Source organism: Polaromonas sp. P1_G4, assembly GCF_056405475.1.
Genome location: NZ_JBFUCA010000005.1, coordinates 1 through 26,536 on the forward strand (window position 1 = coordinate 1; position 26,536 = coordinate 26,536).

Annotated in this window: 28 protein-coding genes; 11 read left to right on the forward strand and 17 right to left on the reverse strand. The window is 62.9% G+C overall.

Going from position 1 to position 26,536, the window contains the following annotated elements:
* Window positions 1-141: 141 nt before the first annotated feature.
* The 4 genes from AC1D1X_RS00595 to AC1D1X_RS00610 are packed head-to-tail and all read right to left on the reverse strand — an operon-like array spanning window position 142 to window position 1,560.
* A complete protein-coding gene (locus AC1D1X_RS00595) occupies window positions 142-471 on the reverse strand; it encodes a TfoX/Sxy family protein (protein ID WP_477669401.1) in 330 nt (109 codons plus the stop codon).
* A gap of 49 nt (window positions 472-520) precedes the next feature.
* On the reverse strand, window positions 521-721 hold the full coding sequence (locus AC1D1X_RS00600) for a hypothetical protein (protein ID WP_477697669.1): 201 nt from the start codon (window positions 719-721) through the stop codon (window positions 521-523).
* Window positions 722-741: 20 nt separating this feature from the next.
* Window positions 742-957, reverse strand: coding sequence for a helix-turn-helix domain-containing protein (locus AC1D1X_RS00605; protein ID WP_092127875.1), 216 nt, complete (start codon window positions 955-957; stop codon window positions 742-744).
* A 33-nt stretch (window positions 958-990) separates the two neighbouring features.
* A complete protein-coding gene (locus AC1D1X_RS00610) occupies window positions 991-1,560 on the reverse strand; it encodes a DUF2975 domain-containing protein (RefSeq protein WP_477665937.1) in 570 nt (189 codons plus the stop codon).
* A gap of 214 nt (window positions 1,561-1,774) precedes the next feature.
* Between AC1D1X_RS00610 and AC1D1X_RS00615 the strand changes: the two genes are divergently transcribed.
* Window positions 1,775-2,707: a CoA transferase gene (locus AC1D1X_RS00615; RefSeq protein WP_477669400.1), complete on the forward strand. Its 933-nt coding sequence runs from the start codon at window positions 1,775-1,777 to the stop codon at window positions 2,705-2,707.
* Window positions 2,708-2,783: 76 nt separating this feature from the next.
* Here AC1D1X_RS00615 and AC1D1X_RS00620 read toward each other — a convergent pair whose 3' ends face one another.
* The 4 genes from AC1D1X_RS00620 to AC1D1X_RS00635 form a co-directional block, all read right to left on the reverse strand.
* The gene (locus AC1D1X_RS00620) at window positions 2,784-3,626 is read right to left on the reverse strand and encodes a hypothetical protein (RefSeq protein ID WP_477697670.1); all 843 of its coding nucleotides are present in this window, start codon (window positions 3,624-3,626) and stop codon (window positions 2,784-2,786) included.
* A gap of 153 nt (window positions 3,627-3,779) precedes the next feature.
* Window positions 3,780-4,325, reverse strand: a complete 546-nt coding sequence (locus tag AC1D1X_RS00625; RefSeq protein ID WP_477669621.1) for an RNA polymerase sigma factor — start codon at window positions 4,323-4,325, stop codon at window positions 3,780-3,782.
* A complete protein-coding gene (locus AC1D1X_RS00630; RefSeq protein ID WP_477669398.1) occupies window positions 4,325-4,783 on the reverse strand; it encodes a YgaP family membrane protein in 459 nt (152 codons plus the stop codon). Before AC1D1X_RS00630 ends, AC1D1X_RS00625 begins: the two co-directional genes overlap by 1 nt.
* Before the next feature lie 53 nt (window positions 4,784-4,836).
* Entirely contained in the window at window positions 4,837-7,236 is a 2,400-nt protein-coding gene (locus tag AC1D1X_RS00635; protein WP_477697671.1) for a YgiQ family radical SAM protein, read from the reverse strand.
* A 176-nt stretch (window positions 7,237-7,412) separates the two neighbouring features.
* Between AC1D1X_RS00635 and AC1D1X_RS00640 the strand changes: the two genes are divergently transcribed.
* The gene (locus AC1D1X_RS00640) at window positions 7,413-7,829 is read left to right on the forward strand and encodes a DUF2784 domain-containing protein (RefSeq protein ID WP_477697672.1); all 417 of its coding nucleotides are present in this window, start codon (window positions 7,413-7,415) and stop codon (window positions 7,827-7,829) included.
* A gap of 2 nt (window positions 7,830-7,831) precedes the next feature.
* Here the strand turns inward: AC1D1X_RS00640 and AC1D1X_RS00645 are convergent, their stop codons facing one another.
* The 6 genes from AC1D1X_RS00645 to AC1D1X_RS00670 all read right to left on the reverse strand — a co-directional run bounded on the left by AC1D1X_RS00645 (window position 7,832) and on the right by AC1D1X_RS00670 (window position 13,303).
* Entirely contained in the window at window positions 7,832-8,176 is a 345-nt protein-coding gene (locus tag AC1D1X_RS00645) for an antibiotic biosynthesis monooxygenase family protein (protein ID WP_477669395.1), read from the reverse strand.
* Between the two features lie 22 nt (window positions 8,177-8,198).
* Window positions 8,199-9,365, reverse strand: coding sequence for a cytochrome P450 (locus tag AC1D1X_RS00650; protein ID WP_477697673.1), 1,167 nt, complete (start codon window positions 9,363-9,365; stop codon window positions 8,199-8,201).
* Window positions 9,366-9,631: 266 nt separating this feature from the next.
* Window positions 9,632-10,909, reverse strand: coding sequence for a fumarylacetoacetase (gene fahA / locus AC1D1X_RS00655; RefSeq protein WP_477669393.1), 1,278 nt, complete (start codon window positions 10,907-10,909; stop codon window positions 9,632-9,634).
* A 5-nt stretch (window positions 10,910-10,914) separates the two neighbouring features.
* Window positions 10,915-12,219 carry a homogentisate 1,2-dioxygenase gene (gene hmgA, locus AC1D1X_RS00660; RefSeq protein WP_477669392.1) on the reverse strand — a complete coding sequence of 435 codons (1,305 nt, stop codon included), beginning with the start codon at window positions 12,217-12,219 and terminating at the stop codon, window positions 10,915-10,917.
* Between the two features lie 60 nt (window positions 12,220-12,279).
* Complete coding sequence (locus AC1D1X_RS00665; RefSeq protein WP_477669391.1) at window positions 12,280-12,738, reverse strand: MarR family winged helix-turn-helix transcriptional regulator; 459 nt, start codon at window positions 12,736-12,738, stop codon at window positions 12,280-12,282.
* A gap of 103 nt (window positions 12,739-12,841) precedes the next feature.
* Entirely contained in the window at window positions 12,842-13,303 is a 462-nt protein-coding gene (locus AC1D1X_RS00670) for a CHRD domain-containing protein (protein ID WP_477669390.1), read from the reverse strand.
* 216 nt (window positions 13,304-13,519) lie between these two features.
* Between AC1D1X_RS00670 and ku the strand changes: the two genes are divergently transcribed.
* The 5 genes from ku to AC1D1X_RS00695 all read left to right on the forward strand — a co-directional run bounded on the left by ku (window position 13,520) and on the right by AC1D1X_RS00695 (window position 18,175).
* Entirely contained in the window at window positions 13,520-14,461 is a 942-nt protein-coding gene (gene ku / locus AC1D1X_RS00675; RefSeq protein ID WP_477669389.1) for a non-homologous end joining protein Ku, read from the forward strand.
* A gap of 27 nt (window positions 14,462-14,488) precedes the next feature.
* Window positions 14,489-17,164, forward strand: coding sequence for a DNA ligase D (gene ligD, locus AC1D1X_RS00680; protein ID WP_477697674.1), 2,676 nt, complete (start codon window positions 14,489-14,491; stop codon window positions 17,162-17,164).
* A 154-nt stretch (window positions 17,165-17,318) separates the two neighbouring features.
* Window positions 17,319-17,591: a hypothetical protein gene (locus AC1D1X_RS00685; RefSeq protein ID WP_477669387.1), complete on the forward strand. Its 273-nt coding sequence runs from the start codon at window positions 17,319-17,321 to the stop codon at window positions 17,589-17,591.
* Window positions 17,592-17,684: 93 nt separating this feature from the next.
* Window positions 17,685-17,858: a hypothetical protein gene (locus AC1D1X_RS00690; RefSeq protein ID WP_477669386.1), complete on the forward strand. Its 174-nt coding sequence runs from the start codon at window positions 17,685-17,687 to the stop codon at window positions 17,856-17,858.
* On the forward strand, window positions 17,855-18,175 hold the full coding sequence (locus tag AC1D1X_RS00695) for a hypothetical protein (protein ID WP_457280711.1): 321 nt from the start codon (window positions 17,855-17,857) through the stop codon (window positions 18,173-18,175). The genes AC1D1X_RS00690 and AC1D1X_RS00695 overlap by 4 nt, the downstream gene beginning before the upstream one ends.
* 120 nt (window positions 18,176-18,295) lie before the next feature.
* On the opposite strand, the gene AC1D1X_RS00700 is transcribed toward AC1D1X_RS00695, so the two are convergent.
* Together AC1D1X_RS00700 and AC1D1X_RS00705 are read right to left on the reverse strand one after the other, a co-directional pair.
* Window positions 18,296-19,261, reverse strand: coding sequence for a ferritin-like domain-containing protein (locus AC1D1X_RS00700; protein ID WP_477669385.1), 966 nt, complete (start codon window positions 19,259-19,261; stop codon window positions 18,296-18,298).
* A gap of 334 nt (window positions 19,262-19,595) precedes the next feature.
* Window positions 19,596-20,324: a glutathione S-transferase gene (locus tag AC1D1X_RS00705; protein ID WP_477669384.1), complete on the reverse strand. Its 729-nt coding sequence runs from the start codon at window positions 20,322-20,324 to the stop codon at window positions 19,596-19,598.
* Between the two features lie 216 nt (window positions 20,325-20,540).
* On the opposite strand from AC1D1X_RS00705, the gene AC1D1X_RS00710 reads away from it, so the two are divergent.
* The gene (locus AC1D1X_RS00710) at window positions 20,541-20,882 is read left to right on the forward strand and encodes a MoaF N-terminal domain-containing protein (protein ID WP_477669383.1); all 342 of its coding nucleotides are present in this window, start codon (window positions 20,541-20,543) and stop codon (window positions 20,880-20,882) included.
* Here the strand turns inward: AC1D1X_RS00710 and AC1D1X_RS00715 are convergent.
* Window positions 20,879-21,547 carry a DsbA family oxidoreductase gene (locus AC1D1X_RS00715; RefSeq protein WP_477669382.1) on the reverse strand — a complete coding sequence of 223 codons (669 nt, stop codon included), beginning with the start codon at window positions 21,545-21,547 and terminating at the stop codon, window positions 20,879-20,881. The genes AC1D1X_RS00710 and AC1D1X_RS00715 overlap by 4 nt on opposite strands.
* Window positions 21,548-21,815: 268 nt before the next feature.
* Between AC1D1X_RS00715 and AC1D1X_RS00720 the strand changes: the two genes are divergently transcribed.
* From AC1D1X_RS00720 to xylF, 3 genes are all read left to right on the forward strand, one after another.
* Entirely contained in the window at window positions 21,816-23,774 is a 1,959-nt protein-coding gene (locus AC1D1X_RS00720; RefSeq protein WP_477669381.1) for a PhoX family protein, read from the forward strand.
* 301 nt (window positions 23,775-24,075) lie between these two features.
* A complete protein-coding gene (locus AC1D1X_RS00725; RefSeq protein WP_477669380.1) occupies window positions 24,076-25,125 on the forward strand; it encodes an Ldh family oxidoreductase in 1,050 nt (349 codons plus the stop codon).
* Window positions 25,126-25,415: 290 nt separating this feature from the next.
* Entirely contained in the window at window positions 25,416-26,432 is a 1,017-nt protein-coding gene (gene xylF, locus AC1D1X_RS00730; protein WP_457280705.1) for a D-xylose ABC transporter substrate-binding protein, read from the forward strand.
* Window positions 26,433-26,536 lie beyond the last annotated feature (104 nt).

The window sequence follows — 26,536 nt, forward strand, 5'->3', positions numbered from 1 at the left end:
ATGCAGGCGGCTTCGGGCAAAAGCTCCAGGAGGCAGAGCTGGATTATTTGATCCATTCGCAGGCCGCTTCAACGGCGCTGGCTGAAAACTACGTGGGCCTGCCGCTTTAAGCAGCCTTTTTCTGCGGGCCTTTTCCTTTTGTCAGGCCGTGCTCGCCGCACTGATCGCCTGCCGGGCCCATACCAGCAACTGCGCCGGGTCATCGAGCAGCTCCGCTGGCGCGGCGTAGTACTTGCGCACCTGCACCACACCGTTCTTTGTTGAGTAGCTGAAGGGCTTGGAGCCCTTCTTCTCATATGCCGGCCGCGAGGCGTCGTCCACCCGGAAGTACAGGGTGTTGCCCATGACCATGGCGAACTGCTTTCCACGGTGCTTCATCGCATGACCACCAAAGAACTTTCCATCGCGGATGTCTCCCAATGGCACCAGTAGCTCCTGCACATAACGGACGAATTCGGCGCTGGCGCTCATGCTGCCCGCCCGGCTGCAGAGATTTTTTGTTTGATTTTCATGAAGGCCATTATGGCGATGGCCGCCTGCCGGCCGTCAGGCATTGCGGGTCATTGAAGGTGGCCGGATTGGCGCGGTCACAGGGAATGCTGCAATTGCCCRCACCCCGGCAAGCCGACTTGACGGATTCCTTGGCAGTTTGTTCCCAGTTGATATCAGCGCAGGCGCTGAGCAGGGCGACCAGGGCCGCGGCGATGGCAAGGCGTTTCATGAGGAAGCTCCGAAGCAGGATCAGGTGGTGTCGTCCGGCCGGGAAACCAGCAGGTCCCCCGGCTGGCAGTCGAGGAATTCGCAAATGCGCATCAGCGTGTCAAAGCGCACGCCCTTGACCTTGCCCTGCTTGAGCAAGGACAGGTTGGCTTCGGTGATGCCGACATACGCGGCCAGGTCTTTGGACCTGGCCTTGCGTTCAGACAGCATCACATCGAGCTTGACAACGATGGGCATGCGGCAAGCGGTGATCTGTGATCGGCGAAAGAGTCAGACGAACTGCGCGTTCTCTTCGGCCAGTGCCACTGCCCGCGCCATCACGGCGGCKATTTGCCAGACCATGCCGGCAAACAGCAGCGTCAGCAGTTCATTGCTGCCCATGCCCAGGGACAGCGCACGTTGGCCGGCCGGTGCGCCGGATGTCAGCACCAGGGTGATCAGCGTTGAAGACACCACGCTGGCCACCACCGACGCAAAAATACCGGCGGCAAAACCGCGCAGGTATTTGACAGTGCGCACACTGAAATATTCGGCCTGCGAAAAGCCGGAGAAGCAGCGCATGGCACACACCAGCCCGTACGACGCGCAGCACACCGGCAGCACGCCCAACAAGGCAGCAAAGCTTTTCTGGGCCAGCGTGACGTCAAGCGCCGCAGCCTGCGATGCCGACAACACAACCCCGGCGCGCAACAACAGGCTTTCAACGGGCGTACTGAGCAGGTGGTAAGCCACCGCCAGCGGCAATGCCACCGCCAGCAAGGCACAAGCCCAGGCCAGCACGCTGCTAATACCCTGAACATCCGGCCCGGCGGGGGCCATGGGAGTTGCCGTATTTTTCAAGGGAGCACCTCTTTGCCTTGTTTAAAGGCTTCCAGTGTCTCAGATTAATTACTGTTAAACAATAATTAATAGTCATAAAACAGAAATTTTCTTCCCCTCCAACCAACCGGCAATGACACCTGTGAAGCCGCCACTCAAGGGTTTGAGGTAAATTGACCCCACAACCGCCCGGTGCCCGACGCTTTGCGGCCCCCACCCGTTCACAGTGACCTCCATGCCGCCCTCACCCTCCAAACCCAACCCCGCCAAAGCGCTCCAGCCGATGCAGTCACTCAAGGGCGTGCGCGTGCTGAGCCTGGCGCTCAACCTGCCGGGCCCGGCCGCCCTGATGCGCTGCCGCGAGATGGGCGCCCGCTGCATGAAGCTGGAACCTCCGCCGCACGAAGGCGCGCCGGCCGGCGCATCGGGTGACCCGATGAAGCTCTACAACCCCACCGCCTATGCAACCCTGCATGCGGGTGTGCGCATCGCCACAGCCGACCTGAAAACCGAACGCGGCCAGACACTGCTGCACCGCGAACTGGCCCAAACCGATGTGCTGCTCACGTCGTTCAGGCCGGCGGCGCTGGCCAAGCTGGGGCTGACATGGAAAGCACTGCACAAACAGCACCCGCACCTGAGCCAGGTCGCCATCGTCGGCAGTCCGGGGGAACGGGCTGACGAGCCGGGCCACGACCTCACCTACCTCGCGCAGAACGACCTGATCACCGGTGTGGACCTGCCCGCCACGCTGTACGCCGACATGGGCGGCTCACTGATGGCCGGCGCAGCCGTGCTGCAGGCCGTGATGCACCAGCGGGCGAAGGGCAAAGGTGTTTTTCTGGAAGTGGCCCTTTCCGGCGCAGCGGCTTACCTGGCCCTGCCCCGCGCCTGGGGACTGACCCAGCCCGGCGCGGCAGTGGGCGGCGGACATGCGGGCTACCGCGTTTACCGCTGCAAGGACGGGCGCGTGGCACTCGCCGCGCTGGAGCCGCACTTTGCCGCGAGCCTGTGCGCGGCGGCTGGTATGGCGGCCTCCAGCATGAAGGCCATGTTTGCGCCCGCCATGCATGCGGCTATTGAGGCCTGGCTTCTGGGCAAGACGCGCAAGGAGCTGGACAAGCTGGCGCAGGACCAGGACATCCCACTGCATTCGCTATCAAATTAGGAGCTTCTTGCGCTTGTCCTTATTGATCAAACGGCCGATTTGATGCACGAACCGGATGCGCCGGTACCCTCGCGCATCAACATAGGGTGGAGGCTGCCGGCCGCCTTTGCCAGCGCTGCCCCAGCAACACCTGCCTGACGAAACCGTACAGGGCCCACAACAGCAGCAAGGGGATCACCAGCGTCTGCAGCACAAAAATCACAATGAGCCGGACGATGTGTTCGGTGGCCTGCTCGGCCGCCCGCTTAAGGTTCTCGAAGTGTTTTGTCACATCGCCGTTTTTTGCCAGCCAGTCTTTCAGGCTGTCCACCAGGCCGCGGTTGTCGGGTGCTGCGGCAGCCGGCGAATTGAGCTGGCTGGCCTTGCCGGTGGCGCTGTCGATCAATTGCTGGCTGGCGGCGTAGTCGGCCGCGAGGAATTTTTGCCACAGTATGTCGGTGCCCAGCGTGACCACCGGAACCGCAAAGCGCAGCATCAGCAGGATCACCAGCAGCCTTGACAGCCACAAAGGCACGTGCGGCCTGCGCAGGTAACACCACCACCAGCCCAGCACCGTGGCACTCAGCGCCAGCGATACCGGCCAGTAGCTGCCGATGCTGATCAAGGCTTTTTGAACGCCGAACGCGACACTGGCCGCCAGCATCAAATGCGAAAACTGCTCCACCAGGTCGTTGACCGGATCCAGGATTTGCCCCGGCGCAAACGTGACACCCACGCCGAAAGGCTGCACCGAAGCTTCGGTCCCCTGCGCCACCGAAATCAMGCCGTTGAGCAGCCTGGCCGTGGCAAAACTCAGCAGCGCCCTTTTCAGGCCGGCATCCACCTGCCGCATGGCGGGGGCATCCAGCGGCGCCAGCCATGCGCAGGCCAGCACGGCGGCCATGGTGAAAGCGGCAAGTGCTTTGCGGGCAATGTCCATGGTGTCTCCAGAAGGTGTGAATGAAGCCAGGGCCAGTGGAAGGTCTGAGGCCTGGCGGCTTGCCTCCACTTATCTTGCCAGAGAACCCCATCACATGCGGCCATAACTACCCTCTCCTGCTGATCGCAAGGAATCCATGACGGTGAAGCGGCGTCATGCACCGGTCTTCACGCGGACAGCTCCATCAGGCCGCAGGTATTCACGCACCATCGCACGCGCCCGGTGAATGCGGCTTTTGGTGGCTTCGCGGGTGAGCTGCAGGCGCTGCGCTATTTCGGTGATGGTGAGCTGCTCCATGTCGCGCAGCAAAACCACCTCGCGGTACATCAGCGGCAGGGACTCCAGCGCACGGACCAGGTCGATGCGCAGTTCGTCCTGCGGCATCTGCGCAAAGTACTGGTCCTTGTCGTAGTCGGTAAGCGCCTGGGTGCCGCGCATCAGCGCAAGCGCCGGCAGCATGCACAGCCGCGCGATGATCTTGAACATCCAGCCGCCCAGGGCTGCGGCGTCGCGCACGGTGCCGACGCGGCGGTAGATGATGATGAGCGCCTCCTGCACCACGTCTTCGATGGCCGAGCCGCGGTGGCATTGGTAGCGGGCGTAACGGCGGGCATCGGGCTGCAGCTGCCGCAGCAGCGAAGCCAGCGCGGCCGGGTCACCGGCCTGCGCTGCGGCAAAAAGCGCCGTTTCAATGGCCATCACCAAGGGCCCGGCTTTTCCAGCTTGCGGCCCACCATGGCGCAAGCCGGGCAAAAACCCAACAGCCCTGTCAGCACTGCGACCACGCCGGCGCAGGCCGCGAGCAAACCAAGCGGCGTCACACCCAGCACCAGCAGGCCGCAAACGACCATCAAGGCGCCGGACACACCACGCGCCCACCGCTCTTTGGGCCCCACATTTTTGCGATAGAACATGAACTTTCCTTTAGCTGCCGTCAAAACCGCGGCATCGCTGCAAGGAGAGGTCATGCGGGCAAAAGGATTCACGTTGGGGAAAATATTGTTGAAATATTTGCTGGAATATCGTTCGCATGAAGAACCGGCCAAGCTTAGCCGGGCATGCCGGAGCTGCCGGGCTACTAATTCGCGCATTCCGGGGCTATCAATTCGATAGCTGCTCGCGCATGTTCCTATTGGGTCAGAAGCCAATTTCGTCATAAAAAAGGCTCCATCGGAGCCTTTTTACCTCGAAATGCCTGCGTTGGCAGCGCCTAGCGGCCCTTGCGGCCACCGGGCTTGCCACCGGCGCCCTGCGCCAGCGGCGGCAGGCCGGTGTGGCGCGTCAAGAGGCGCCCCTTGACCACCGGCGAAGCTTTCACCGTGGCGGCAGTGCCGGTCGAGTTCTTGCGCCGCGCGCTGGTGTAGCTGCCGTCGGTCATCGGCTGGAAGGTCGGAATCAGGTGGTGCTTGCCGTTACCGATCAGATCCGCCCGGCCCATGGCCTTGAGCGCTTCGCGCAGCACCGGCCAGTTGTTCGGGTCGTGGTAGCGCARRAAGGCCTTGTGCAGCCGGCGGCGGCGCTCGCCGCGCACGATGTCCACCGTCTCGCTSTCGCGSGTGATCTTGCGCAGCGGGTTCYTGTTGGTGTGGTACATCGYCGTGGCSGTGGCCATCGGGCTTGGGTAAAACGTCTGCACCTGGTCGGCGCGGAAGCCGTTTTTCTTGAGCCAGACCGCCAGGTTCATCATGTCTTCGTCGCTGGTGCCCGGGTGGGCGGCGATGAAGTACGGAATCAGGAACTGCTTCTTGCCGGCTTCCAGCGAATACTTGTCGAACATCTGCTTGAACTTGTCATAGCTGCCGATGCCGGGCTTCATCATCTTGGTGAGCGGGCCCTGCTCGGTGTGCTCGGGCGCGATCTTGAGGTAGCCGCCCACGTGATGGCTGACGAGCTCCTTCACGTACTCGGGGCTTTGCACGGCCAGGTCGTAGCGCAGGCCCGAGCTGATGAGAATCTTCTTCACGCCCTTCAAGGCCCGCGCGCGGCGGTACATCTTGATGAGCGGGTTGTGGTCGGTGTTGAGGTTGGAGCAGATGCCCGGGTACACGCAGCTTGGCTTGCGGCAGGCAGCCTCGATTTCGGGCGACTTGCAGCCGATGCGGTACATGTTGGCAGTCGGCCCGCCCAGGTCGGAGATCGCGCCGGTAAAGCCCTTGACGGTGTCCCGGATGGCCTCGATCTCACGGATCACCGAATCTTCAGAGCGGCTCTGGATGATGCGGCCTTCGTGCTCGGTGATGGAGCAGAAGGTGCAGCCGCCGAAGCAGCCGCGCATGATGTTCACGCTGAAGCGGATCATCTCCCAAGCCGGGATCTTGGTGGCGCCGTCATGGCCGCCGTTTTCGTCGGCGTAGCGCGGGTGCGGTGAGCGCGCGTAGGGCAAGTCGAAGACGTAGTCCATCTCGGCCGTGGTCAGCGGGATGGGCGGCGGCGTGATCCACACGTCGCGCGCCGTGGCRCCCTCGCCGTGGGCCTGCACCAGGGCGCGGGCGTTGCCGGGRTTGGTYTCSAGGTGCAGYACGCGGTTGGCGTGGGCGTACAGCACTGCGTCGCTCTTGACCTGCTCGTAAGACGGCAAGCGGATCACGGAGCGGTCGCGCGGCGGAACCTTGATCTTGCCTTGCGCGGTGTGCACTGTGGACGGCAGGTTGGGGTTGGCCACGAAAGTCAGCGGCTTGATGGCCGGGTTGGCCGCGGCGGCGGGCTTGACGGCCTTGGCGAGCACAGGCGAGCCTTTTGCTTCAGCCTCCACCGCCACTTCGGTGGCTTCCTCTTCGCGCGCGCAGGTAGCGCCCTGCTCCCGCGCCTGGTCGGAAATCATCAAATACGGGTTGACGTGCGCTTCGACGCGGCCGGGTGCGTCAACGCTGGTGGAATCGATTTCAAACCAGCCGTTGGCGGTTTCATCGCCGCTGCGGCGGATGAAGGCCGTACCGCGCACGTCGGTGATGTTGGCCACAGGCTCCTTGGCCGCCAGGCGGTGGGCAATTTCAACAATCGCGCGTTCGGCATTGCCGTACAGCAGCAGGTCACACTTGGCGTCGACCACCACGCTGCGGCGCACTTTGTCGGACCAGTAGTCGTAATGCGCGATGCGGCGCAGCGAGCCTTCAATGCCGCCCAGGATGATGGGCACGTCTTTGTAGGCTTCGCGGCAGCGCTGCGAATACACCAGGGCCGCGCGGTCGGGGCGTTTGCCGCCCACATCGCCGGGGGTGTAGGCGTCGTCGCTGCGAATCTTGTGGTCAGCCGTGTAGCGGTTGATCATCGAGTCCATGTTGCCGGCGGTCACGCCGAAGAACAGGTTGGGCTTGCCCAGCACGCGGAATGGGTCGGCGCTTTGCCAGTCAGGCTGGGCGATGATGCCCACGCGAAAGCCTTGCGCCTCCAGCATGCGGCCAATGACGGCCATACCGAAGCTCGGATGGTCTACATAGGCGTCGCCCGTGACGATGATGATGTCGCAGCTGTCCCAGCCGAGCGCGTCCATTTCGGCCCGGCTGGTGGGCAAAAATTTGGCCGTGCCAAAGCGGGCCGCCCAGTACTTGCGGTAACTGGTGAGCGGCTTGGCGGCGCGCGTAAAAAAGGAGACGTCGACAGGGGCGTTCATGGACTTGAGGTAACCCTCTTGGGTAACCCTCCATTGTAAGGTTTACCCTGAGTTTTGCCTCTTTATTCGGCATTTAAGCCCTACAAACACCTGTCCATGCGCTATTGGCATGTTTAAAGTGGCCTCATGACCACGAATGGCCACGAATTACCCCGCATCCTTACTCCATCATGCCCATGAGCCCTTTCACTGCGGCCCTACTTGCCGACTCCATTCTGGTGCTGCACGTGGCGATCGTCGCCTTTGCCGTGCTCGGCCAACTGCTGTTCATGGCCGGCGGCTGGCGCGGCTGRGCCTGGGTTCGCGCGCCGTGGGTCAGGCTCACGCATCTGGCGTTGATCGGCTTTGTGGTGGCGCAAAGCTGGCTGGGAGAGGTCTGCCCGCTCACCATTTGGGAACAGGCCCTGAGGCTGCAGGCCGGGCAAGCCAGTTATGGCGGCTCCTTCATTGAGCACTGGCTGTCGCGACTGATCTTTTTCGACGCGCCCGCCTGGGTGTTCATGACGGCCTACACCGGATTCGGCGTGCTGGTGCTGCTGAGCTGGTGGTGGTGGCCGCCCCGCTGGAAGCGCGCCAGGCCTCACCCCGCCTGAATTTAGCCGTGCTGCTCACGGCTGTCCGCGGGCGCCTCGTCGCGCTCGTTCAGGCCATAGTCGCGCAGCACATGGGCCACACGCAGGCGGTAATTCTCAAACACGCCGCCGCGCCCGCGGCTTTGCGCCTTGCGGTGGGACTCAAGGCGGCGCCATTCCATCACGGCGGCTTCGTCCCTGAAGAATGAGAGCGATAGCAGCTTGCCCGGGTTGCTCAGGCTTTGAAACCGTTCAACGGAAATAAAGCCGTCGATTTGCTCAAGCTGCGGTTTGAGCGCTGCGGCAATATCAAGATAGGTTTGCATGTTGCCCCCGGCGGGCTGCACTTCAAAAATGATGGCGATCATGTGGCGCTTTCAGTCGTGGTACTCAATCAGAAAAAACCGGGATGCGGGCATTCAGGGAGGGCCGGTGGTGCCAGCCTCCCGGTTTCGGCAACCGCAGCTTGCCTGAATCCAGCAAGGCCTGGACGGCCGCGGAAGCAATGATGCAGGCCAGCGACTGCCCCGGGCACTGGTGTGCGCCCCTGCCGAAGCCGGGCACCTCACGGCTTGCGCGGTCCAGCAAAAACCGTTCGGGCTCCGGGTTGCACAAGGGGTCACGGCCGGCGGCCGCCAGAACCACCAGGATGGCATCGCCCGCCTTCAGGGAAACCCCCGCCACCTCTGTTGCCTCTGCCACAAAACGGCGCGTGTTGTGAATGGACGGATCATGGCGGCTGACCTCGTACGCCATCTGAAGCAACTTGCCCGGGTCCTGACGCACGGTTTCGGCCAGGCCCGGTTGCGTGGCCAGGGCCACCAGGCTGTTCCCGACAAGGMCGGCAGTCGCCTCGCAGGTCTGCGACAGCAGGCCGACCAGGTTGGCGAGCAACGCTGCGGCGTCATTCCAGCCCGCCTTCTGAGCTTCCTGCTGGACACGGGCAACGGCGCTGTCCGGGTTTGCCTCCGCCTGCACCAGCACCGAGAACCTTGCCAGCAAGGCCGCTGCTGCATCACCCGCCGCAGCCAGTTGCTCCGGCGTGCTGAGCGGCGAGAGGCAGGCCACAAAGTCGCGCGTCCAGCCCGCAACGCGCGGCAGCTCGGCCTGCGCAAAACCCAGGGCATCGGCGACTGCCATCACAGGCACGTCAAAAGCCCAATCCGACAACGCCGCTCCGCGCAAGGGTTCGCCACCCACGGCCTTCGCCGCAATCAACCTGGTGCGCTCGCCAACACGGTCCAGATCCAGCGCGGCCAGAAAACGCTGCAAGGCCAGTTTGGGTGCGTCGTGCCGGATGCCGTCGTTCATGCGAACCAGGTGGCCGAACACCTCACCCGCCGCCGACCCGACGATGGCCTGCGGCACGGGCTCAGCCGCAGGCCGTACGCGGCACGCCGGGTTGCGCAGCACGGCATTGACCGCTGCCGCACTGGCTGCGATCCAGAGCTTGCGTGCTGCGTCAAACACCAGCGGTGGGCCGGCCACCAGCGCGGCGTAATAAGGATAGGGGTTGGGGTGGCTGGGTGCCGCGAGGACGTGTTCGGGATGCTGCATGAGCGCCATTTTTGCCCAGGTGGCCGGCGGGATGCTTCGTTGCGGGGCGAAGTGTTGGCAGTTGCCCGCCGAATGCTTACGTGCGGGGACATGGATACAACCTGCCGGCAGGGTTAAAGAGCTTCGAAGCAGCTGTTTGGGGGATTCACCGGCCCTGAAATGCTAAAAATCAGCATTTTCAGAACGAAAAGTGCCGACAGCCCTTATGTAACAAGCGCGAGCAGCTATCAACTTAATAGCAAAACGCATCTACAACACAAGGTGCCTTACAGGCCCCTGGCCGGCAGCACCTGCCCACGGCACTCGCCAAAACCAATCCGCCGGAAGCCTTCGCGCACGCAGCTTGCACGCAGGATGACGGCGTCCCCGTCCTGCAGGAAGGTGCGCTTTTCGCCATTGGCCAGGGTCAGCGCATTCTTGCCGCCCGAGCTCAGCTCCAGCAACGAGCCGGCCTGTTCCGGCGCCGGGCCTGACAGCGTGCCCGAGCCCAGCAAATCGCCGGGCTGCAGGTTGCAGCCGTTGACGGTGTGGTGCGTGAGCAGCTGCGCCACCGTCCAGTAGGCGTCACGAAAGTTCGATTGCGACAAGCGCTCGGGGCCCCGGCCAGCTTCCCGCATGGCCTCGGTCTCTATCCACACTTCCAGCGCCACATCCATACCACCCAGGCGGCGGTTGCCTTCCGAGTCCAGGTACGGCAATGGCTGCGGGTCGCCTTCGGGCCGCACGAACGGTGCGCGAAACGGCGCCAGCGCCTCCATCGTGACGACCCACGGCGAGAGCGTGCTGGCAAAGTTCTTGGACAGGAACGGTCCGAGCGGCTGGTATTCCCAGGCTTGCACGTCACGCGCCGACCAGTCGTTCAGCAGCACCATGCCAAAGGCATGTGCTTCAGCCTGAGCCATGGCGATGGGCTCGCCCAGCGCGTTGCCCTGCCCCACCAGCACGCCGAGTTCCAGTTCGTAGTCAAGTCGCTGGGTGGGACGCAACACAGGTGCCGCGTCGTCCGGGCCTTTGGTCTGGCCCATCGGGCGGGGAAAGGCCTGGCCGCTCACACCGATGGACGACGCGCGGCCGTGATAGCCGATGGGAACCCACTTGTAGTTGGGCAGCAGCGGTGCGTCAGGCCGAAACAGCTTGCCGACGGTGGTGGCGTGGTGGATGCCGGTGTAGAAGTCGGTGTAGTCGCCGATGCGGCAAGGCAGGTGCAGGGTGACCGAATCCTGGGGGGACAAAAAGTTCTTCCACTCAGCTTGCTTTGAGCTGCCCTCTGCGAGGCCTCGCGAGATCGCCGCTCGCAGCGCACTGATCGTCGCCGGGTTTTGTGCCATCAACTCATTCATGTCACCGGTATCGAGCAGCCCGGCCGCCCGAACATCCAGCACCTGGTCGCCAATGGCCACGCCAATCTTCCGCTCCCCGCCCGGCCCATGGCTGTAGGTGCCAAAAGGCAGGTTCTGGATCGGAAAGTCTGTTCCCGCGTCATTCGCAGATGCGACCCAGCTGCGCAGCTCAGGGTCGTGGGTGGCGTTGAGGGACTGGTTCATGCGCGTCAGCCCTTGAACTGGTCTTTGAGCCCGGCCCAGCAACTGCTGTAGCCGGCATCCAGTGCTCCGCCCTCTATCGCATAGGCCGTGGGAATGAAGCGGTAGCGGCTTTCAAACATGAAGGCCAGCGTGTTGTCCAGCTTGTGCGGCGCCAGCGGGGCCGTGCTGGCTTTCTCGAAGGCTTCGGTGTCCGGGCCGTGCGGCACCATGCAGTTGTGCAGCGACGCGCCGCCGGGCTTGAAGCCTTCGGGCTTGGCGTCGTACTGGCCATAGACCAGGCCCATGAACTCGCTCATGAGGTTGCGGTGGTACCAGGGCGGGCGGAAGGTGTTCTCGGCCACCAGCCAGCGTGGCGGAAAGATCACGAAGTCGCAGTTGGCCGTGCCCGGCGTGTCCGAGGGCGAGGTCAGCACGGTGAAGATGGACGGGTCCGGATGGTCATAACTGATGGAGCCGATGGTCATGAAATGAGCCGTGTCGTACTTGTAAGGCACCAGGTTGCCGTGCCAGGCCACCACATTGAAGGGGCTGGCGGCTTGCCTGGCCGACCACAGGCGGCCGCCGAATTTCTTGACGATTTCAAAGCCGCCCTTGGGTGCAGGCGCGCTGTCGAACGCCGCCGTGGGTGCCAGGAAGTCACGCGCGTTGGCCAGGCCGTTGGAGCCGATGGGGCCGAGTTCCGGCAGGCGAAAGTGCGCACCGTAGTTTTCACAGATATAGCCGCGCGATGCGCCGTCGGGCAAGGCCACGCTGAAGGCCATGCCGCGCGGTACCACGGCGATTTCCCCGGGCTTGACATCCAGGATGCCCAGCTCGGTCGTCACCACCAGCCGGCCCTGCTGCGGCACCAGCAGCATCTCGCCGTCGGCATTGACCAGCGCGCGTTGCGACATGGAACGATTGGCGACATACACCTGCGCGGCCATGCCCGTCTGCGCTTCGGCGTCGCCATTGGCGGCCACAGTGCGAATGCCGTCCACAAAATCCAGCGGCTCCGGGGGAATGGCGAATGGATTCCAGCGCAAGGGATCGGGCGGCACGGCGCAGCCGCCCGCCGCGCCGGTCGTCCACTGCGGCTGTTCATACGGCTTGTAGCCACCCGCCATTACCGAAGGCTGGCGGCGGTACATCCAGGTGCGGCGGTTCTCGGCGCGCGGTGCGGTGAAGGCGGTGCCGGAAATCAGCTCGGTGTACAGATCGTGCGGCGCGCGCTGCGGGCTGTTGCGCCCTTGCGGCAGCGCGCCGGCAACGGCCTCGCTGGCAAATTCATTGCCGAAGCCGGACTGGTAATGCAAGGTGTTGGTGCTCATGGATGTTTCTCCCGGGAATCTGCAATGTTCAGAAAAGTTCAGTTCAACGGCTCAATGCCATCAATCTTCGGCATCGTCAGGCTCACCGCCACCGGCCCTGGCCTTCTCGATCAACCTGTCGAACAAATCACTGAGCTGCGTGCGCTCGGCCGCGCTCAGCACACCAAAAATGTCCTGGTTGCGCTGCCCCACCACGTTCATGGTGCGCTGCCATGCTTTCTTGCCTTTGGGTGTGAGTGTCAGCACCACGCCGCGCCCGTCCGTCGGRCTGGCGGCCTTGACCACCAGACCCTGATCAACCAGGGACTGGGCTGCCCGGCTGGCCTGGCCTTTGTTCAGATTGGCTTTTTGCGCGAGGTCGTTCACCGACAGCGGCGCGAAGGTGCCCACGGCCGTGAGGCAACGGGCATCACTCATCGACAGGCGCGCGTCCGCCAGATAAGCACGCTGGCTTTCAATGTCCGTCAGCTTGTGCAGAAGGTGCAGGCGATAGGTCAGGGTTCTGTCGAGCTTGATCATGTAGCGACCGGGTAAGTTTATGGTTGCGCCCGCAACTATAAACCGATCCGGTTGCGCCCGCAACCATCTATAAAGGCCGGCCCGGGGGCCTCTTCAGAAGGCCCTAGTTACGCACCATCGTCATCTGGCCACGCACTTCCCCTGCGGGATAAGCGGCCGTGTGGATGTTGGCATACCAGCGGCCCGCCATCAGGTCGGCGGCCTGGGCCGCCGTCAGTGTGGCGCTGCCGTCCATAGGGGTACGGAGGGGGCTGGCCCACCCCAAAGCAACACCGGCGTTGGCGCCAATGGCGGCCGGGCCGTGAAAGTGTCCCGCAGTCGCCGGGCCGGTCAGACGGGTGTAATTGACTTTCCAGCGCAGCAGGTTGGTACTGGTATCGAAAACGGCATCGACCGAGCCGCTACCGATGCTGGCATTGGCGGGCACCTCATTGGCGCCGCGAAGCTGTGTGGTGAAGGCGACCAGGGGGGATTGCTTGTTCATCACGCCGCAGCCCGTGATGGCGGCAGCGGCTACGGCCATCGCGGCAAGGGAAACTCGGGTGGCGGTGCGGCGTGAAAGCATGGGTCAGCTCCTTGAAAAGTTGCAGCCGATTGTGCGTGCTGCACGCTGGTCAAACCCGTAGGACAAACCCCATGCGAACAGTCGGTTCCGGACGACGCCCGTACCCCATCGCACACCGACACGCCTGCCTGCGCGCGGGCTGGAGACTGGCCTGATAGTTGTGGCCTGCATCCTTCCCCAGGCCAGCCCGCAATCCTCAGTAGAAAGACTCACACCATGGCATCGCGCGTTTTATGGAAAGGGGCCATCAGTTTCGGCCTGGTTCACATCCCCGTAGCGCTGCATTCGGCCACCTCGGAGAGCGGCATTGACTTCGACTGGCTGGACAAGCGCAGCATGGACCCTGTGGGTTACAAGCGCGTCAACAAGCGCACGGGCAAAGAAATCACCCGGGAAAACATCGTCAAGGGCGTCGAATACGAAGACGGCCAGTACATCGTGCTGTCGGAAGAAGAGATCAAGTCCGCCTACCCAAAGACCACCCAGACCATTGAAATCGAAAGCTTTGTGCCCAACACGGAGATTCCCTTCGTTTACCTGGAGCGGCCCTACTACATCGCCCCCATCAACAAAGGGCAAAAAGTCTAYGCACTGCTGCGCGACACCCTGCTGAAAACCCAACGCGTGGGCATCGCCCGCGTCATCATCCAGACCAAGCAGCACCTTGCCGTTCTGGTGCCTTCAGGCCCGGCACTGATATTGAACCTGCTGCGCTGGGGCGCCGACATCCGCTCGCTGGAAGAACTGGACCTGCCGCCTGTCGGCGCCAAGGCCGCGGGCCTGTCTGACAAGGAACTGGCGATGGCCAAACAGCTGGTGGACGACATGACCGGCAAATGGGACCCGGAGCAGTTCTCCGACTCCTTCAGGGACGACATCATGGCGCTGGTCAAACGCAAGGCGAAAGAAGGCAAACTGGAAAGCGTGGTGCAGCCGGAAGAATCCGACGAACCCGAAGCCCGCTCCGGCGCCAAGATCATTGACCTGACGGAGCTGTTGCAGCGCAGCCTGCGCAAAGGCGGCGGCGATGCCTCCAAAACCAGGGCAGCCGACAAAACCACAGCGAAAACCAGCAAGGCTGCAGCCAAAAGCCCGGCGCGCAAAAAACCCGCCGCGAGGGCGCGCGCGCATGCTCCCGCCAAACGGCGCGCCGCCTAGCCCGTTGCTTACCTGCAGGCTGACGACATGGGCGCCCGCGACCTGCTGAAACCCTACCGCGCCAAGCGCGATTTTTCGCGCACACCCGAGCCGGCGCAAGGCGGCACGCGCTCAGACAAGGCGCTGAGTTTCGTGATCCAGAAACACGACGCACGCAACCTGCATTACGACTTCCGCCTGGAACTGCAGGGCACGCTCAAGAGCTGGGCAGTTCCCAAAGGGCCCAGCCTGGATCCGTCCGTCAAGCGCATGGGCATGCATGTGGAAGACCATCCCATTTCCTATGCAGGTTTCGAGGGCAGCATTCCACCGAAGCAATACGGCGCGGGCGACGTGATTGTCTGGGACCGTGGCCTGTGGACGCCGCATGGGGACCCTGTCAAAGGGTTCAAGGATGGAAAACTCAAATTCGAACTGCATGGCGAAAAACTCAAGGGCGGCTGGACGCTGGTGCGAATGCATGGGCGCGGCAACGCCAAGCAGGAGCCGTGGCTGCTGATCAAGGAGCACGACGGCTACGCCCGCCCGGAAACGGAGTTCGACGTACGCGAGGCCCTGCCCAACAGCGTGCTCTCGGGCAAGCCACTGCCACGCGACACCGCGGAAAACTTCGGCAAGGCGGGCGCTTCGGCCGGCGCTGCCGTCAAGAAGGCAGCCGCCACCCGAAAGACCGCCAGGAAGATTGCCAAACAGGAACGCAGAAGCACACCCGCTACTGACATCCCCGAAGGCGCCGTCGCGGCAAAGCTGCCGCAGACACTGGCTCCGCAACTGGCCACCCTGGTCGCACGCCCTCCGGCCGCCCCGCAAGGCTGGGCCTACGAGATCAAGTATGACGGCTACCGCCTGCTGGCCCGCATCGACGGGCCGTCGGTTCGCCTCATCACGCGCAAAGGCAACGACTGGACCAGCAAGCTGCCCAAGTTGGCCAACGCCGTGGCCGCGCTGGAAATTTCCTCAGGCTGGGTGGATGGCGAAATCGTCGTGATGAACGAACACGGCGTGCCAGACTTCGGCGCGCTGCAAAACGCGTTTGACCATGCCAGCACGGCCCGCATCATTTTTTACGTGTTCGACCTGCCCTACTTTGACGGACTGGACCTGCGGCAACTGCCACTGGCACAGCGCCGTGAAATCCTCTGCGCGCTGGTCACCCGCAATCCGCAGGACACCATCCGTTTCAGCGATGCGTTTGACGAAGCACCGCAAGATCTGCTTGAGTCGGCCCGGCGTGTCGGGCTGGAAGGCGTGATCGGCAAACGCGTGGACTCGGCTTACGTGTCACGCCGCTCGCCGGACTGGATCAAGCTCAAGACCCAGCTGCGCCAGGAGTTCGTCATCGGCGGTTACACCGAACCCAAGGGTTCGCGCGCCGRCCTGGGTGCGCTGATGCTGGGCGTGCATGACAGCGAAGGCGGGCTTCTTTACGCCGGCAACGTCGGCACCGGCTTTAACGATGCAACGCTCAAGGACCTCAAGGCGCGGCTGCAGAAGATCCACGCCGAACGCAGTCCTTTTACCAAGGTGCCCGCCGGGGTCAAGGGCCAATGGGTCAAGCCGCGTCTGCTGGCCGAAGTGGCCTTTGGCGAATGGACCCATGGCGGCCATATCCGCCACTCCGTATTCCAGGGCCTGCGCACCGACAAACCCGCAACGAACATCCTCCGTGAAAAACCCGCCGTCCTGGAGCGCGGCAAGAAAGGCGCCACCGTGAATCCCGCCAAAAAAACCTCCACCGAAAAGCCCAACGCGAGGGGTAGCTTGAACGTCCCCGAAAAAAGGACCGCGAAGTCCGCCCCTGCAGCGCTGAAGTCCCTGCGTGTCACGCATGCTGACCGGGTGATCGACAGCAGCACCGGCTTTACCAAACAAAACGTGGTCGAGCACTACGCACAGGTCGCGTCGCTGATGCTGCCGCACCTCAAGGCCCGTCCCACCGCGCTGGTGCGCGCGCCCTCGGGCATCGGTGGTGAGCTGTTCTTCCAGAAGCATGCCGAGGCTACGTCAATTCCCGGCATCAAATTGCTGGACCCCGCGCTGGACCCCGGCCATGGTCCGCTGCTGGAGATTCCCTCCACAGCCGCCCTGCTGGCGGCCGCGCAGATCAACGTGATCGAGTTCCATACCTGGAACGCCACCACGCGCGCCATCCACAAGCCCGACCGCATGACGTTCGACCTGGACCCGGGTGAAGGCGTTGCCTGGCCGCAGGTTCAGGAGGCTGCGCAACTGGTGCGCGCCTTTCTCGACGAACTGAAGCTCGCGAACTTCCTGAAAACCAGCGGGGGCAAAGGCCTGCACGTGGTGGTGCCGCTCAAGCGGCAATACGACTTCGACACCGTGAAGGATTTTTCGCATGCCATCGTGATGCACCTTGCCGCCGTGATTCCCCAGCGCTTTGCCGCCAAGAGCGGCCCTAAAAACCGCATCGGCAAGATTTTTCCGGATTACCTGCGCAATGGATTTGGCGCCACCACCGTCGCAGCGTGGTCAATGCGTACCCGGCCGGGCCTCGGCGTGTCCGTCCCTGTCAATTGGGATGAACTGGCCTCACTGACCGGCGGCGCACACTGGACGGCGCAAACCCTGGGCGGGCGCCTGGCAATCGGCAACCAGCCCTGGGAGGCTTACGAGGCGTCACGCAACGGGCTCACCGCCGCCATGAAACAAGTGGGCTTCAAGGCGCCACCAGCCGCGAAATAGCCCTCTTGGCGGCCCTGCCTGGGTTGTCGTTGCACTCCTACAGACCGAAGGCCGATGGCCTGACACGCGGGTGAAGGGCTTGAGCCTAGATTCGCCTGGATAAGGAGTTCTGTTTGCCCGGCCTTATTCAAGGGATGAACCAGAAATGCTCACCATGAAGCAGCTCGATGAAATGGATTTGACGCTTTACCTGCAGACTGAAGGTCGGCGAATGGCCGCGGAGCTCCGAGGCAAGACGCTGCCGGACGCAGAAAACCGGTCGCCCGCACCGCCTGACTCCTGTCCGCCCGCGGCTCGGCACCCCAGTGCCCACGGGCCCGCTCAACAGCAATGCGCAACCCCGGCCGCCAGCCAAAAGCCGGCACGCACCCTGAGCGAGGCCTTGCAGCGCATGGGTGTGACGGGCTCACCTTCGCGCCGGGTGTAGGCATTCGCCGCGACTTGCGGCCCAAGGGCTGGCCCTGTTGCCGGCTGCGTCCTATTATTCAGACAGCGCCATAGAACGCACCTGGAGACACCCATGAAACCCTACCTGCCCTTTGTACTGGCGACCTTGTTTTTCCTGTCCGGCTGCCCCGACAACAAGGTTCCCAAAGCGCCACCCAAGGCGCCCGAGCCCAAAGCCGAAACTGTCGCCACGCCGATACCTTCCATGGTTTCAATCAAAAGCAGCCTGTCCGGCCCCCTTTCATGAAAAACCGTGGATGGCCATCCGGCATGTTTGCGGCCATTTGCCTGGCCGGATGTGCCGGCACAACAGCAGAGCCGCCCCCGCACCCCGTTAGCGTCGACGGGCAGACCTATCTCATCAGCCAGCTGACAGCCGGCACCTGGACAGCCATTGCTCCAGGGTCAAAAGGCGGCAGCGTGATATCGACCCCTGCGGGCCGCGCAGCGTTGCTGCAGGCGATTGAACTGCGCTCCGGCTGCAAGGTCACCGATGCTGACTATTCACGCAACGGCGTACAGCTCGACGCCCAGGTGGATTGTGCGAGCAGCTTGAAGAACTAACGAGGGCACTCCCGGCATGAAGGAATAAAAAAAGGGGCGACAAATGCCGCCCCTTGGTTTGCCGAGCCTCGAGTGCCGACAAAAAACAATTGATTCCTGTGTGAGCGACAGTCCTTGCGGTTATGAAGCAGTCTTCAGCGCGTCACGCAGGGCCTTCACCTGGTCATGATTGCGCTGTGCGCCCTGGGCCTGGCGTTCCACCACGGCTCTGATCCCGGCGGGGAAATTGCGCTTCAGGGCTTTGCGGTAGCGTGCCACCGCGGCGTCTTCGCCGCGCTCGCATTCATTGAGCATCGCCTGGTCGCTCAACGCGCTCAGCGTGGCCCGCACGGAAACCCATCCGCGATGCAATGCACCGCTGACCGAGCCGCCTTCGTCGGGTTTCCCGCCGAGCTGGCGAATCAGGGTTTGCAGCTCCAGGCCCGCAGCCCGGCATTCATCGGCATGGCGAAGCAGCAGTGTCTTGATGTCCTGCGCCTTGGTGTGCTCGGCGCATTCGCGGAAACCATACTCCCCGTCACGGCAGGATTCGAGCAGGTCGTTCAGGTTTTCGATGATTTCGTCATCGCCGTCCACTCCTGCCTCGCCCGTTGCGACAGCATTTTCAAAAGCACCCGGGTACAGGCTCTCAACCCGGGTCCATGCCGCGCGGCTCGCTTCCCTGGCCTGCGGCCAGGTCAATGTGGAACGCTCTCTCTTCGTATCCCAGTGGGTCCGCAAGCGGCTTTCGGTTTCGTCAAATGAACCCGTATATTCCTGCCGGCCATAGAGCCCCAGACGATAGGCCGGCGCATAGTCGTCAAAGGGCCGCCCGTCTTCGTAATAGCTTTCACGGTTGTAGTTGCCGCGCCAGTAGGCATCTTCTACAGTCGGGTCCAATGCTTCGGCAGCTTCCTTGCCGCCCAGCCCGCCAGCGACGGCGCCTGCAATGCCGCCCACTACCGCTCCCACCGGTCCGGCCACCGTTCCAGCAGCCGCGCCGGCAGCAACACCACCCGCCGCTGCGCCAATACCGGTTCCAACCGGATGGGCACCCGGCTCCTTGCTGATGGGATCAAGATTCTGATCGTGCTGTTCCTTTGCCATGGGGTACTMCTTTGTCTCTTGCAGCGTTGTAAAAAACTGCCCGGACGTTTGCTCGCACCATCGTGATGTGATGATGATTGCCAAGCAGGTAGATTGATGGTGCAACCCAGGGATGCACTGCGCGGTCAGGCAAGCACAGCCTCCTTTGTAGGAGAACGCCGCGCACCCCCCAGTCAGGTTATCGCGTCAGAAATTTGCGAAATTTCGGCCTGCAGGCCTTTCAGGAACAGCGCAGGCAGCTATCAAAACAGGAGCAACAATACGGAAGAAGACCTGGGCTTTGGCGTGCGCAGGCGATGGCAACAGCACGGCAACTGAAGACCCGGTCCACCACTCAGGCATCGAGCTCCGGGTAACGGCGAAAGATGCCGTCTTCGTTAAAGGCAATGCGCCGCTCGCTCGCAAGATAGGCTTCCACGCGCCGGTGCTGGGCCACGCTGTCGTGCAAAGCCGCAACGCGCGGCACGGTTTTCAGTGCGCGGCGGGCCGCCTTGGGAAACGCATACAGCAGCCCTTCCACCAGCTGGAACAGGGAAAGGTCGGCATAGCTCAGCCGGCCACCCACCAGATGCGCGCTGCCGCGCGGGTTGCGCTGCAACACGGTTTCAAACCAGCCCAGAAATTTCTTCACGCGCGCCGTCCTGAATTCTTTTGCGCGGCGCAGCGCTTCCTTTTTCTGGTCTTCGTAATACAGGCCGGTTCCTACCGGATGATGGGTGTCGTGCGCCTCGGCCACGACGTCGGCAATCGTGAGCTGCAGCTGGTGCGTCCACAGGCGTTGAGCCTCGCTCTTGCCCACCAGGCCCAGGCGCGGACCCAGGTAAAGCAGGATGGCTGCCGACTGCCCGACGATGGTTTTTCCGTCCACCAAAAACGGCGGCGCGAAGGGCGGGTGCGGCACGTCCGCACTCTCCATGAAGTGCATCATGGCGGGAATGCCCTGGCCGTCGCCCTCGCAGCCACGCGCCACGTCGAGGTAATTAGCGCCTGCGGCCTCCAGTGCCAGCCGGACAAATTCGCCGCGCCCCTGGATGGTGGGCCAGTAGTGAAGCTCGTAGGGCATGGATGGGAAACTCCTGTGCTTGGCGTTTCATTTTGCGTGAAACCGGGCCTTGAATCCACGGCAAATGCCAATGCGTCCGCTTGTCCTACACCCAATTGACCCACGTCCCACAAATATCCGCCTGTAGGGGAGCTAAGTTGACATTGTCGGCAAGCGAGCCCGCCTTCACCGGTCATCCAGTCGCGCTGACGTTACCTTCTACTTTTGGAGCTCTCCATGACAACCGCCCTCAACGAATCCTTGCACGGCAAGACCCTGCGCTGGAGCTTCAAGGACGGCCCGACGAAGGGCCTTAGCTTTGAGCATATTTTTTCGGGCGACGGAGGGGTGACCTGGCGCAGCACCGGTCCGGGTTCAAAAGACCACCACGAAAGCGCCAGCGCCGCCGTGAAAGTGTCGGACGACGTGCATGTGGTGTCTTATCTCTCAGCGGAAAGCGGCTACACGATCACGGTAGCGCTCAGTCTCAAGACCGGCACAGCCACAGGGTTTGCATCCAACGGCAAGGACTGGGTCCAGCAGTCGGGCACTTTTGAAGTGCTGGGCGCGAGCCGTTAGCCGGCCGCGGCGATCTGCCGCAAGGCCTGTTCGAACACCTCAGCAGGCTGTCCACCGGAGATCAGATGGCGGTCGTTGATGATGACGGCCGGCACGGAATGAATGCCCTGCGTCAGGTAGAACTGCTCACGCTCGCGCACCTCTGCCGCATATTCGCCTGACGCCAGCACCTCCCGCGCGCGGGCTTCATCCAGGCCCGCTTCGGCAGCCGCTTTYGCCAGCACCTCGTGTGAAGCCGGGCTCTGGCCGTCGGTGAAGTAGCGCTTGAACAGCAGTTCCTTCAGCGCCTTTTGCTTGCCCACCCCTTCCAGCTCGGCCCAATGCAGCAGGCGGTGGGCGTCAAAGGTGTTGTAGATGCGACTGCGACCGCCGCCGGGCTCATCGGCCATGCTGAACTTGAAGCCGACCTGCGCGCCGCGCGCGCGGATGTTCTCGCGGTTGGCCTGGGCCTGTGCGGGCGTGATGCCGTATTTCTCGGTGATGTGCTCGGTGATTTCCTGGCCTTCGGGCGCCATCTTCGGATTGAGCTCAAAGGGCTGAAAGTGCAGCTCGGCCTGGATGTCGTCGCCCACGCGCTCCAGCGCCTGGTCCAGGGACTTGAGGCCGATCACGCACCAGGGGCAGGAAACGTCGGACACAAAATCGATTTTGAGTTGGGTGGTCATAGGGGCCTTGAGGGTTGCTGTTCTGGCAGACCGATTTTGGCCCGCAGCAAAGCAGCTTGCGGTTCGCCCGGGGATATTCAAGTACCGGGCGCGAGGTTAATCAGCGGGGGCCGCCCCTGCCTGGGGCCGTCTGTGGCAGCCCTTTTCAAGAAACTGTCACACAAGCTTCCTAAGATTCCCGCAGCGCAGCCCGACTTGCCCCGCCGGAGTGCGCGGCCAGGGCTGCGGCTTCACGACCACTCCACCTGAAACACTGGAAACCATAACAATGTCCGACCTGGCCACCCCCTCCCTTCCCTCCCGCCGCACGGCCCTGAAATTCCTGGCGACCGCGCCCATGCTGCCGCTGGGGGCCCTGGCCTCCAGCACCCTGCTGTCGGGCTGCGCCACCGGAAGCGGCCCTGCCGCAGCGGGCAATTACATGGCTTCCAGCTTCACGTCCATGGCCGCCCCAACGCTTGCTGATGCGGCCGCCATGGCCACCACCACTGTGGGCTCCAGCCTGCAGGTCCGCCTCAAAGACAACAGCACGCAGAGCTACAAGCTCGCCTACCAGCCCTTCTTCGTCACCGGCGACATGGTGCCGGACGGCAAGGGCGGCACCATCCTTGCCGGCGGCTATGTGGACATCAACAACCGGCCCATCATCGACCGCTCGGTGCCGGGCAAGGAACGCCAGATATTCTCCGACTCGCCCGACGGCACTTCGCTGCTGGGTCTCGCCAACGCCAATGTCCCCGGTATCAAGGGCAAGGCGGTGTTCGCCGTGGTGCAGTTTGAATACACCACACGCGACCAGGCTGGCGCTGACGCTTACGGCAACCTKCCCTCACCCATCGCCGTGCTGACGCTGGACCAGGACCAGGCCACCGGCAAGCTCAGCCTGGTGAAGTACCACAACGTCGACATGTCCAGGGCGCACGGCCTGTGGATCACCTGCGGCGCCAGCCTGTCGCCCTGGAACACCCACCTCTCCAGCGAAGAGTACGAGCCCGACGCACCTTTTGCCGCCGAAAGTGCACAGTTCAGGAAGTTCAGCAAGAACGTCTACGGCGACGAAACCAAAGCGAACCCCTATCACTACGGCCACCTGCCTGAAGTCACCGTGCATCCCGACGGCACCGGCACGGTCAAAAAGCACTACAACATGGGCCGCATCTCGCACGAGCTGGTGCAGGTCATGCCAGACAACCGCACCGTGCTGATGGGCGACGACGCCACCAACAGCGGCCTCTTTGTCTTTGTGGCCGACCGCGAAAAAGACCTGTCTTCCGGCACGCTGTATGTGGGCAAGCTGGGCACCGGCTTCTCGGTCAACCCCGCCGATCAGGGAGCGAAGATTTCCTGGGTCAAGCTGGGCCACGCCACCAGCGCCGAGATCGAAAAAATGGCCGACACGCTCAAACCCGCCGACATCATGACGGTATCGAAAACAGACCCCGGTGATGCGAGCTTCACCAAAGTGTTCTACGGCGGCAATGCCAACTGGATCAAGATCAAGCCCGGCATGGAAAAGGCTGCCGCCTTCCTGGAAACGCACCGCTATGCCTACCTGATGGGCGGCAGCATGGGCTTTTCCAAAATGGAAGGCACCACCGTCAACATCAAGGACAAGGTCGCCTACTCGGCGCTGCAGAACATGCAGGACTCCATGGTCAAGACCGGCAAGGGGTGGAACGCGGCCAGCGGCATCGCACTTGACAAGGCCCTGATCGCCGGCGGCGTGATGGTGCACAAGCTGGACGGCGGCCAGAAAGACCTGGCCGGCACCGCCATCAACAGCGAATGGATGCCGGTGCACACCAAGGCCCTGCTGGTCGGCGAAGACATCGCCGGCGATGCACTGGGCAACAAGGCCAACCCCAACAAGGTGTCCAACCCCGACAACCTGAAGTTCTCCGAAAAAATGCGCACACTCTTCATCGGCGAAGACAGCAGCACCCACGTCAACAACTTCATCTGGGCCTACAACGTCGACACCCAACAGCTGTCGCGCCTGATGTCCATGCCTTCGGGCGCCGAAGCCACCGGCCTGCATGTGGTGGACGACCTCAACGGCTGGACCTACATCATGAGCAACTTCCAGCACGCCGGCGACTGGATTCCGGCGCTGCATGGCAAGGTGCAGGCCACGCTGGACCCGCTGGTGCGCGCGAACTACAAGGACCGCTTCGGCGCGGCTGTCGGCTACCTCACCGCAGACCCCAGCAGCATCAAGCTGGGCTGACTGACGGCATAGCCATAAACATGGTTACAGGCACCGGCTTCGGTGCCTCAGGCGGAAAGCGGGCTCATGGCCCGCTTTCCGCTTTTTGCCCCGTATGAAATGCCGCGCACGGGTTGTGCGATGTGCGACCTTACGTGTTCGTCCCTAGAATGTTCAGGACAGCGACGGCCGGCCTGACGTGGCCTGACGCGTTGGGTTATGTGCATAAAAAGCCCATCTAACCCATACAGGACGGGCGCAAGCGGCTATCAAAAACAGAGCATCTGCAGTGACAACACTGAAACAGCACCGAGACAAATCCATGCGATACGCCCAGATCGATCTGATCAACTACGCCCGAACCCTGCTGACCACCGCCGGGCTGGAGCACGACAAGGCCGCCGCCGTGGCCGACATCCTGGTCCAGGGCGACCTGATGGGCCATAACACCCACGGGCTCGCCCTGCTGCCGGGCTACCTGGCAGAGCTGGAGTCTGGCGCGATGGAAAAACTCGGCACCCCAGCCGTGCTGGCCGACCATCCGGCCGCCGTGACATGGGACGGCCGCCGCCTGCCCGGCCCCTGGCTGGTTCTGCAAGCGATGGCATTGGCCACTGAGCGTGCCGCCACCCAGGGCACCTGCACTGTTGTGATTCGCCGCAGCCACCACATCGCCTGCCTGGCCGCCTATCTCCAGCGCGCCACCGATCAGGGCCTGATGATGCTGCTGACCTGCTCGGACCCGAACACGGCCAGCGTTGCCCCCTTTGGCGGCCTGGACCCGGTGTTCACACCCAATCCGGTTTCTGCCGGCATTCCCACCAACGGCGTTCCGGTGCTGATGGATGTGTCTACCTCGGCCACGACCAACGGCATGACCAACCGGCTGCACAAGGAAGGCAAGCGGCTGCCTGCTGCCTGGGTGATGGACGGTCACGGCGTGGCCAGTGACAACCCTTCGGTGCTGTTCGACGAACCCAAGGGCACCATCCTGCCGCTGGGTGGCATGGACTCGGGCCACAAGGGTTATGGCCTCACCTTGCTGGTAGAGGCATTAACCGGCGGCCTCGCAGGTCATGGCCGCGCCGACCCGAAGGAAGGATGGGGCGCCACGGTCTTCCTGCAGGTGATTGACCCGCGCGCTTTTGCGGGCCTGGACGCATTCACGCGCCAGACTGGCCATGTCACGGATGCCTGCCGTGCATCACGACCCGCGCAAGCAGGGTCTGCCGTGCGCACTCCGGGGGAAAAAGGCATTGCGCTGGCAGCCGGGCAAATGGAATCGGGCGTGGAGCTGTATCCCTCCATCCTGCCCGCACTGTCAAGCTGGGCCATCAAGCTTGGGGTGACAGAGCCGTCTGCCGCCCACTGAAGCGCAGCCTTTCCAGCGGAAAACCGATCCGGCCAGCCGTTGCCGCTGACGGATTTTCTGCTTGCTGCGCCTGCTGATCAGCCTTTGGTATTACAGAAACCATCAAAAATTTAAAGCGCCCCCCGCATACCCGGGGTTTGTCCCTAGGCGGGGAATTTTTCAGGTCCACATAATTAGTGCGTCGTTCAAACTAATTCTGAAGTGCTGCGTTTTGCAGCGGAACGATTACCGGGATTCAGCTGGGTTTTCAAAACTACACGCCCGACTGGGCAGAACTATCGGAGACATTCATGAAACTAAAAAATTCCCTCACCGCAATGGCACTCAGCCTGGCCGCTGCCGGCGCATTTGCGCAGGTCACTGTCGGCGTCAGCTGGTCCAACTTCCAGGAGGAACGCTGGAAAACCGACGAGGCCGCCATCAAGACGCAACTTGAAAAACTGGGCGCCAAGTACATCAGCGCAGACGCAGCGGGCTCCCCTGAAAAACAACTGGCGGACATTGACGGCCTGATGGCCAAGGGTGCCAAGGTCCTGATCGTGCTGGCCATGGACAAGGACGCCATCCTGCCCGCCGTGAACAAGGCCACCAAACAAAAAGTGCCGGTTATTGCCTACGACCGCCTGATCGAGGCTCCCGGCGTGTTCTACATCACCTTCGATAACAAAGAAGTCGGCCGCATGCAGGCCCGCGCGGTGTTCCAGGCCAAGCCCAAGGGCAACTACGTGATGATCAAGGGCTCCCCCACCGACCCGAATGCAAATTTCCTGCGCGAAGGCCAGCAGGAAATCATTGACGCTGCCGTCAAGAAAGGCGACATCAAGATCGTGGGCGAGGAATACACCGAGGGCTGGAAGCCCGAAGTCGCCCAGAAAAACATGGAACAGATCCTGACCAAGAACGGCGGCAAGGTCGATGCCGTGGTGGCTTCCAATGACGGCACAGCCGGTGGTGTGGTGGCGGCTCTGAGTTCCAAGGGCCTCAAGGGCGTGCCGGTGTCCGGCCAGGACGGTGACTTTGCCGCCTTGAACCGCGTAGCCATGGGCACCCAGACCGTGTCGGTATGGAAAGATGCGCGCGACCTCGGTAAACAGGCGGCCAGCGCCGCTGTCAATCTGGGTGCCGGCAAAAAAGTCGACGGCGCGACTTCCTGGAACGGTGGCGAGAAAAAGATCGCCCTGCAGGCCCAGTTCCTCAAGCCTGTGCCCATTACCCGCGACAACCTCGACGTGGTGGTGAAGGCTGGCTGGATCAAGAAAGACGAACTCTGCAAGGGTGTCACGGGCAACGTCGCGGCCTGCAAGTAATACAGGCTTTAATACAGGCGTTCAACCACCTGCTCCCCATTCTGCGCAAGCAGGCAAGGCAACCGGCCTGTAGGTTGCCTTGGGGAGTGCCGCATCCTCAAGAC

Bases quoted from the DNA above. Each gene is read 5' to 3' on its own strand.
- AC1D1X_RS00615 (WP_477669400.1), top strand. From the start codon at position 1,775: ATGCCGCCCTCACCCTCCAAACCCAACCCCGCCAAAGCGCTCCAGCCG.
- AC1D1X_RS00630 (WP_477669398.1), bottom strand. From the start codon at position 4,783: ATGACGAAATTGGCTTCTGACCCAATAGGAACATGCGCGAGCAGCTAT.
- AC1D1X_RS00710 (WP_477669383.1), top strand. From the start codon at position 20,541: ATGACAACCGCCCTCAACGAATCCTTGCACGGCAAGACCCTGCGCTGG.
- AC1D1X_RS00670 (WP_477669390.1), bottom strand. From the start codon at position 13,303: ATGCTTTCACGCCGCACCGCCACCCGAGTTTCCCTTGCCGCGATGGCC.
- AC1D1X_RS00705 (WP_477669384.1), bottom strand. From the start codon at position 20,324: ATGCCCTACGAGCTTCACTACTGGCCCACCATCCAGGGGCGCGGCGAA.
- AC1D1X_RS00690 (WP_477669386.1), top strand. From the start codon at position 17,685: ATGAAACCCTACCTGCCCTTTGTACTGGCGACCTTGTTTTTCCTGTCC.
- AC1D1X_RS00605 (WP_092127875.1), bottom strand. From the start codon at position 957: ATGCCCATCGTTGTCAAGCTCGATGTGATGCTGTCTGAACGCAAGGCC.
- AC1D1X_RS00645 (WP_477669395.1), bottom strand. From the start codon at position 8,176: ATGATCGCCATCATTTTTGAAGTGCAGCCCGCCGGGGGCAACATGCAA.
- hmgA (WP_477669392.1), bottom strand. From the start codon at position 12,219: ATGAGCACCAACACCTTGCATTACCAGTCCGGCTTCGGCAATGAATTT.
- AC1D1X_RS00700 (WP_477669385.1), bottom strand. From the start codon at position 19,261: ATGGCAAAGGAACAGCACGATCAGAATCTTGATCCCATCAGCAAGGAG.
- AC1D1X_RS00695 (WP_457280711.1), top strand. From the start codon at position 17,855: ATGAAAAACCGTGGATGGCCATCCGGCATGTTTGCGGCCATTTGCCTG.
- AC1D1X_RS00725 (WP_477669380.1), top strand. From the start codon at position 24,076: ATGCGATACGCCCAGATCGATCTGATCAACTACGCCCGAACCCTGCTG.
- fahA (WP_477669393.1), bottom strand. From the start codon at position 10,909: ATGAACCAGTCCCTCAACGCCACCCACGACCCTGAGCTGCGCAGCTGG.
- AC1D1X_RS00685 (WP_477669387.1), top strand. From the start codon at position 17,319: ATGAAGCAGCTCGATGAAATGGATTTGACGCTTTACCTGCAGACTGAA.
- AC1D1X_RS00595 (WP_477669401.1), bottom strand. From the start codon at position 471: ATGAGCGCCAGCGCCGAATTCGTCCGTTATGTGCAGGAGCTACTGGTG.
- xylF (WP_457280705.1), top strand. From the start codon at position 25,416: ATGAAACTAAAAAATTCCCTCACCGCAATGGCACTCAGCCTGGCCGCT.
- AC1D1X_RS00625 (WP_477669621.1), bottom strand. From the start codon at position 4,325: ATGGCCATTGAAACGGCGCTTTTTGCCGCAGCGCAGGCCGGTGACCCG.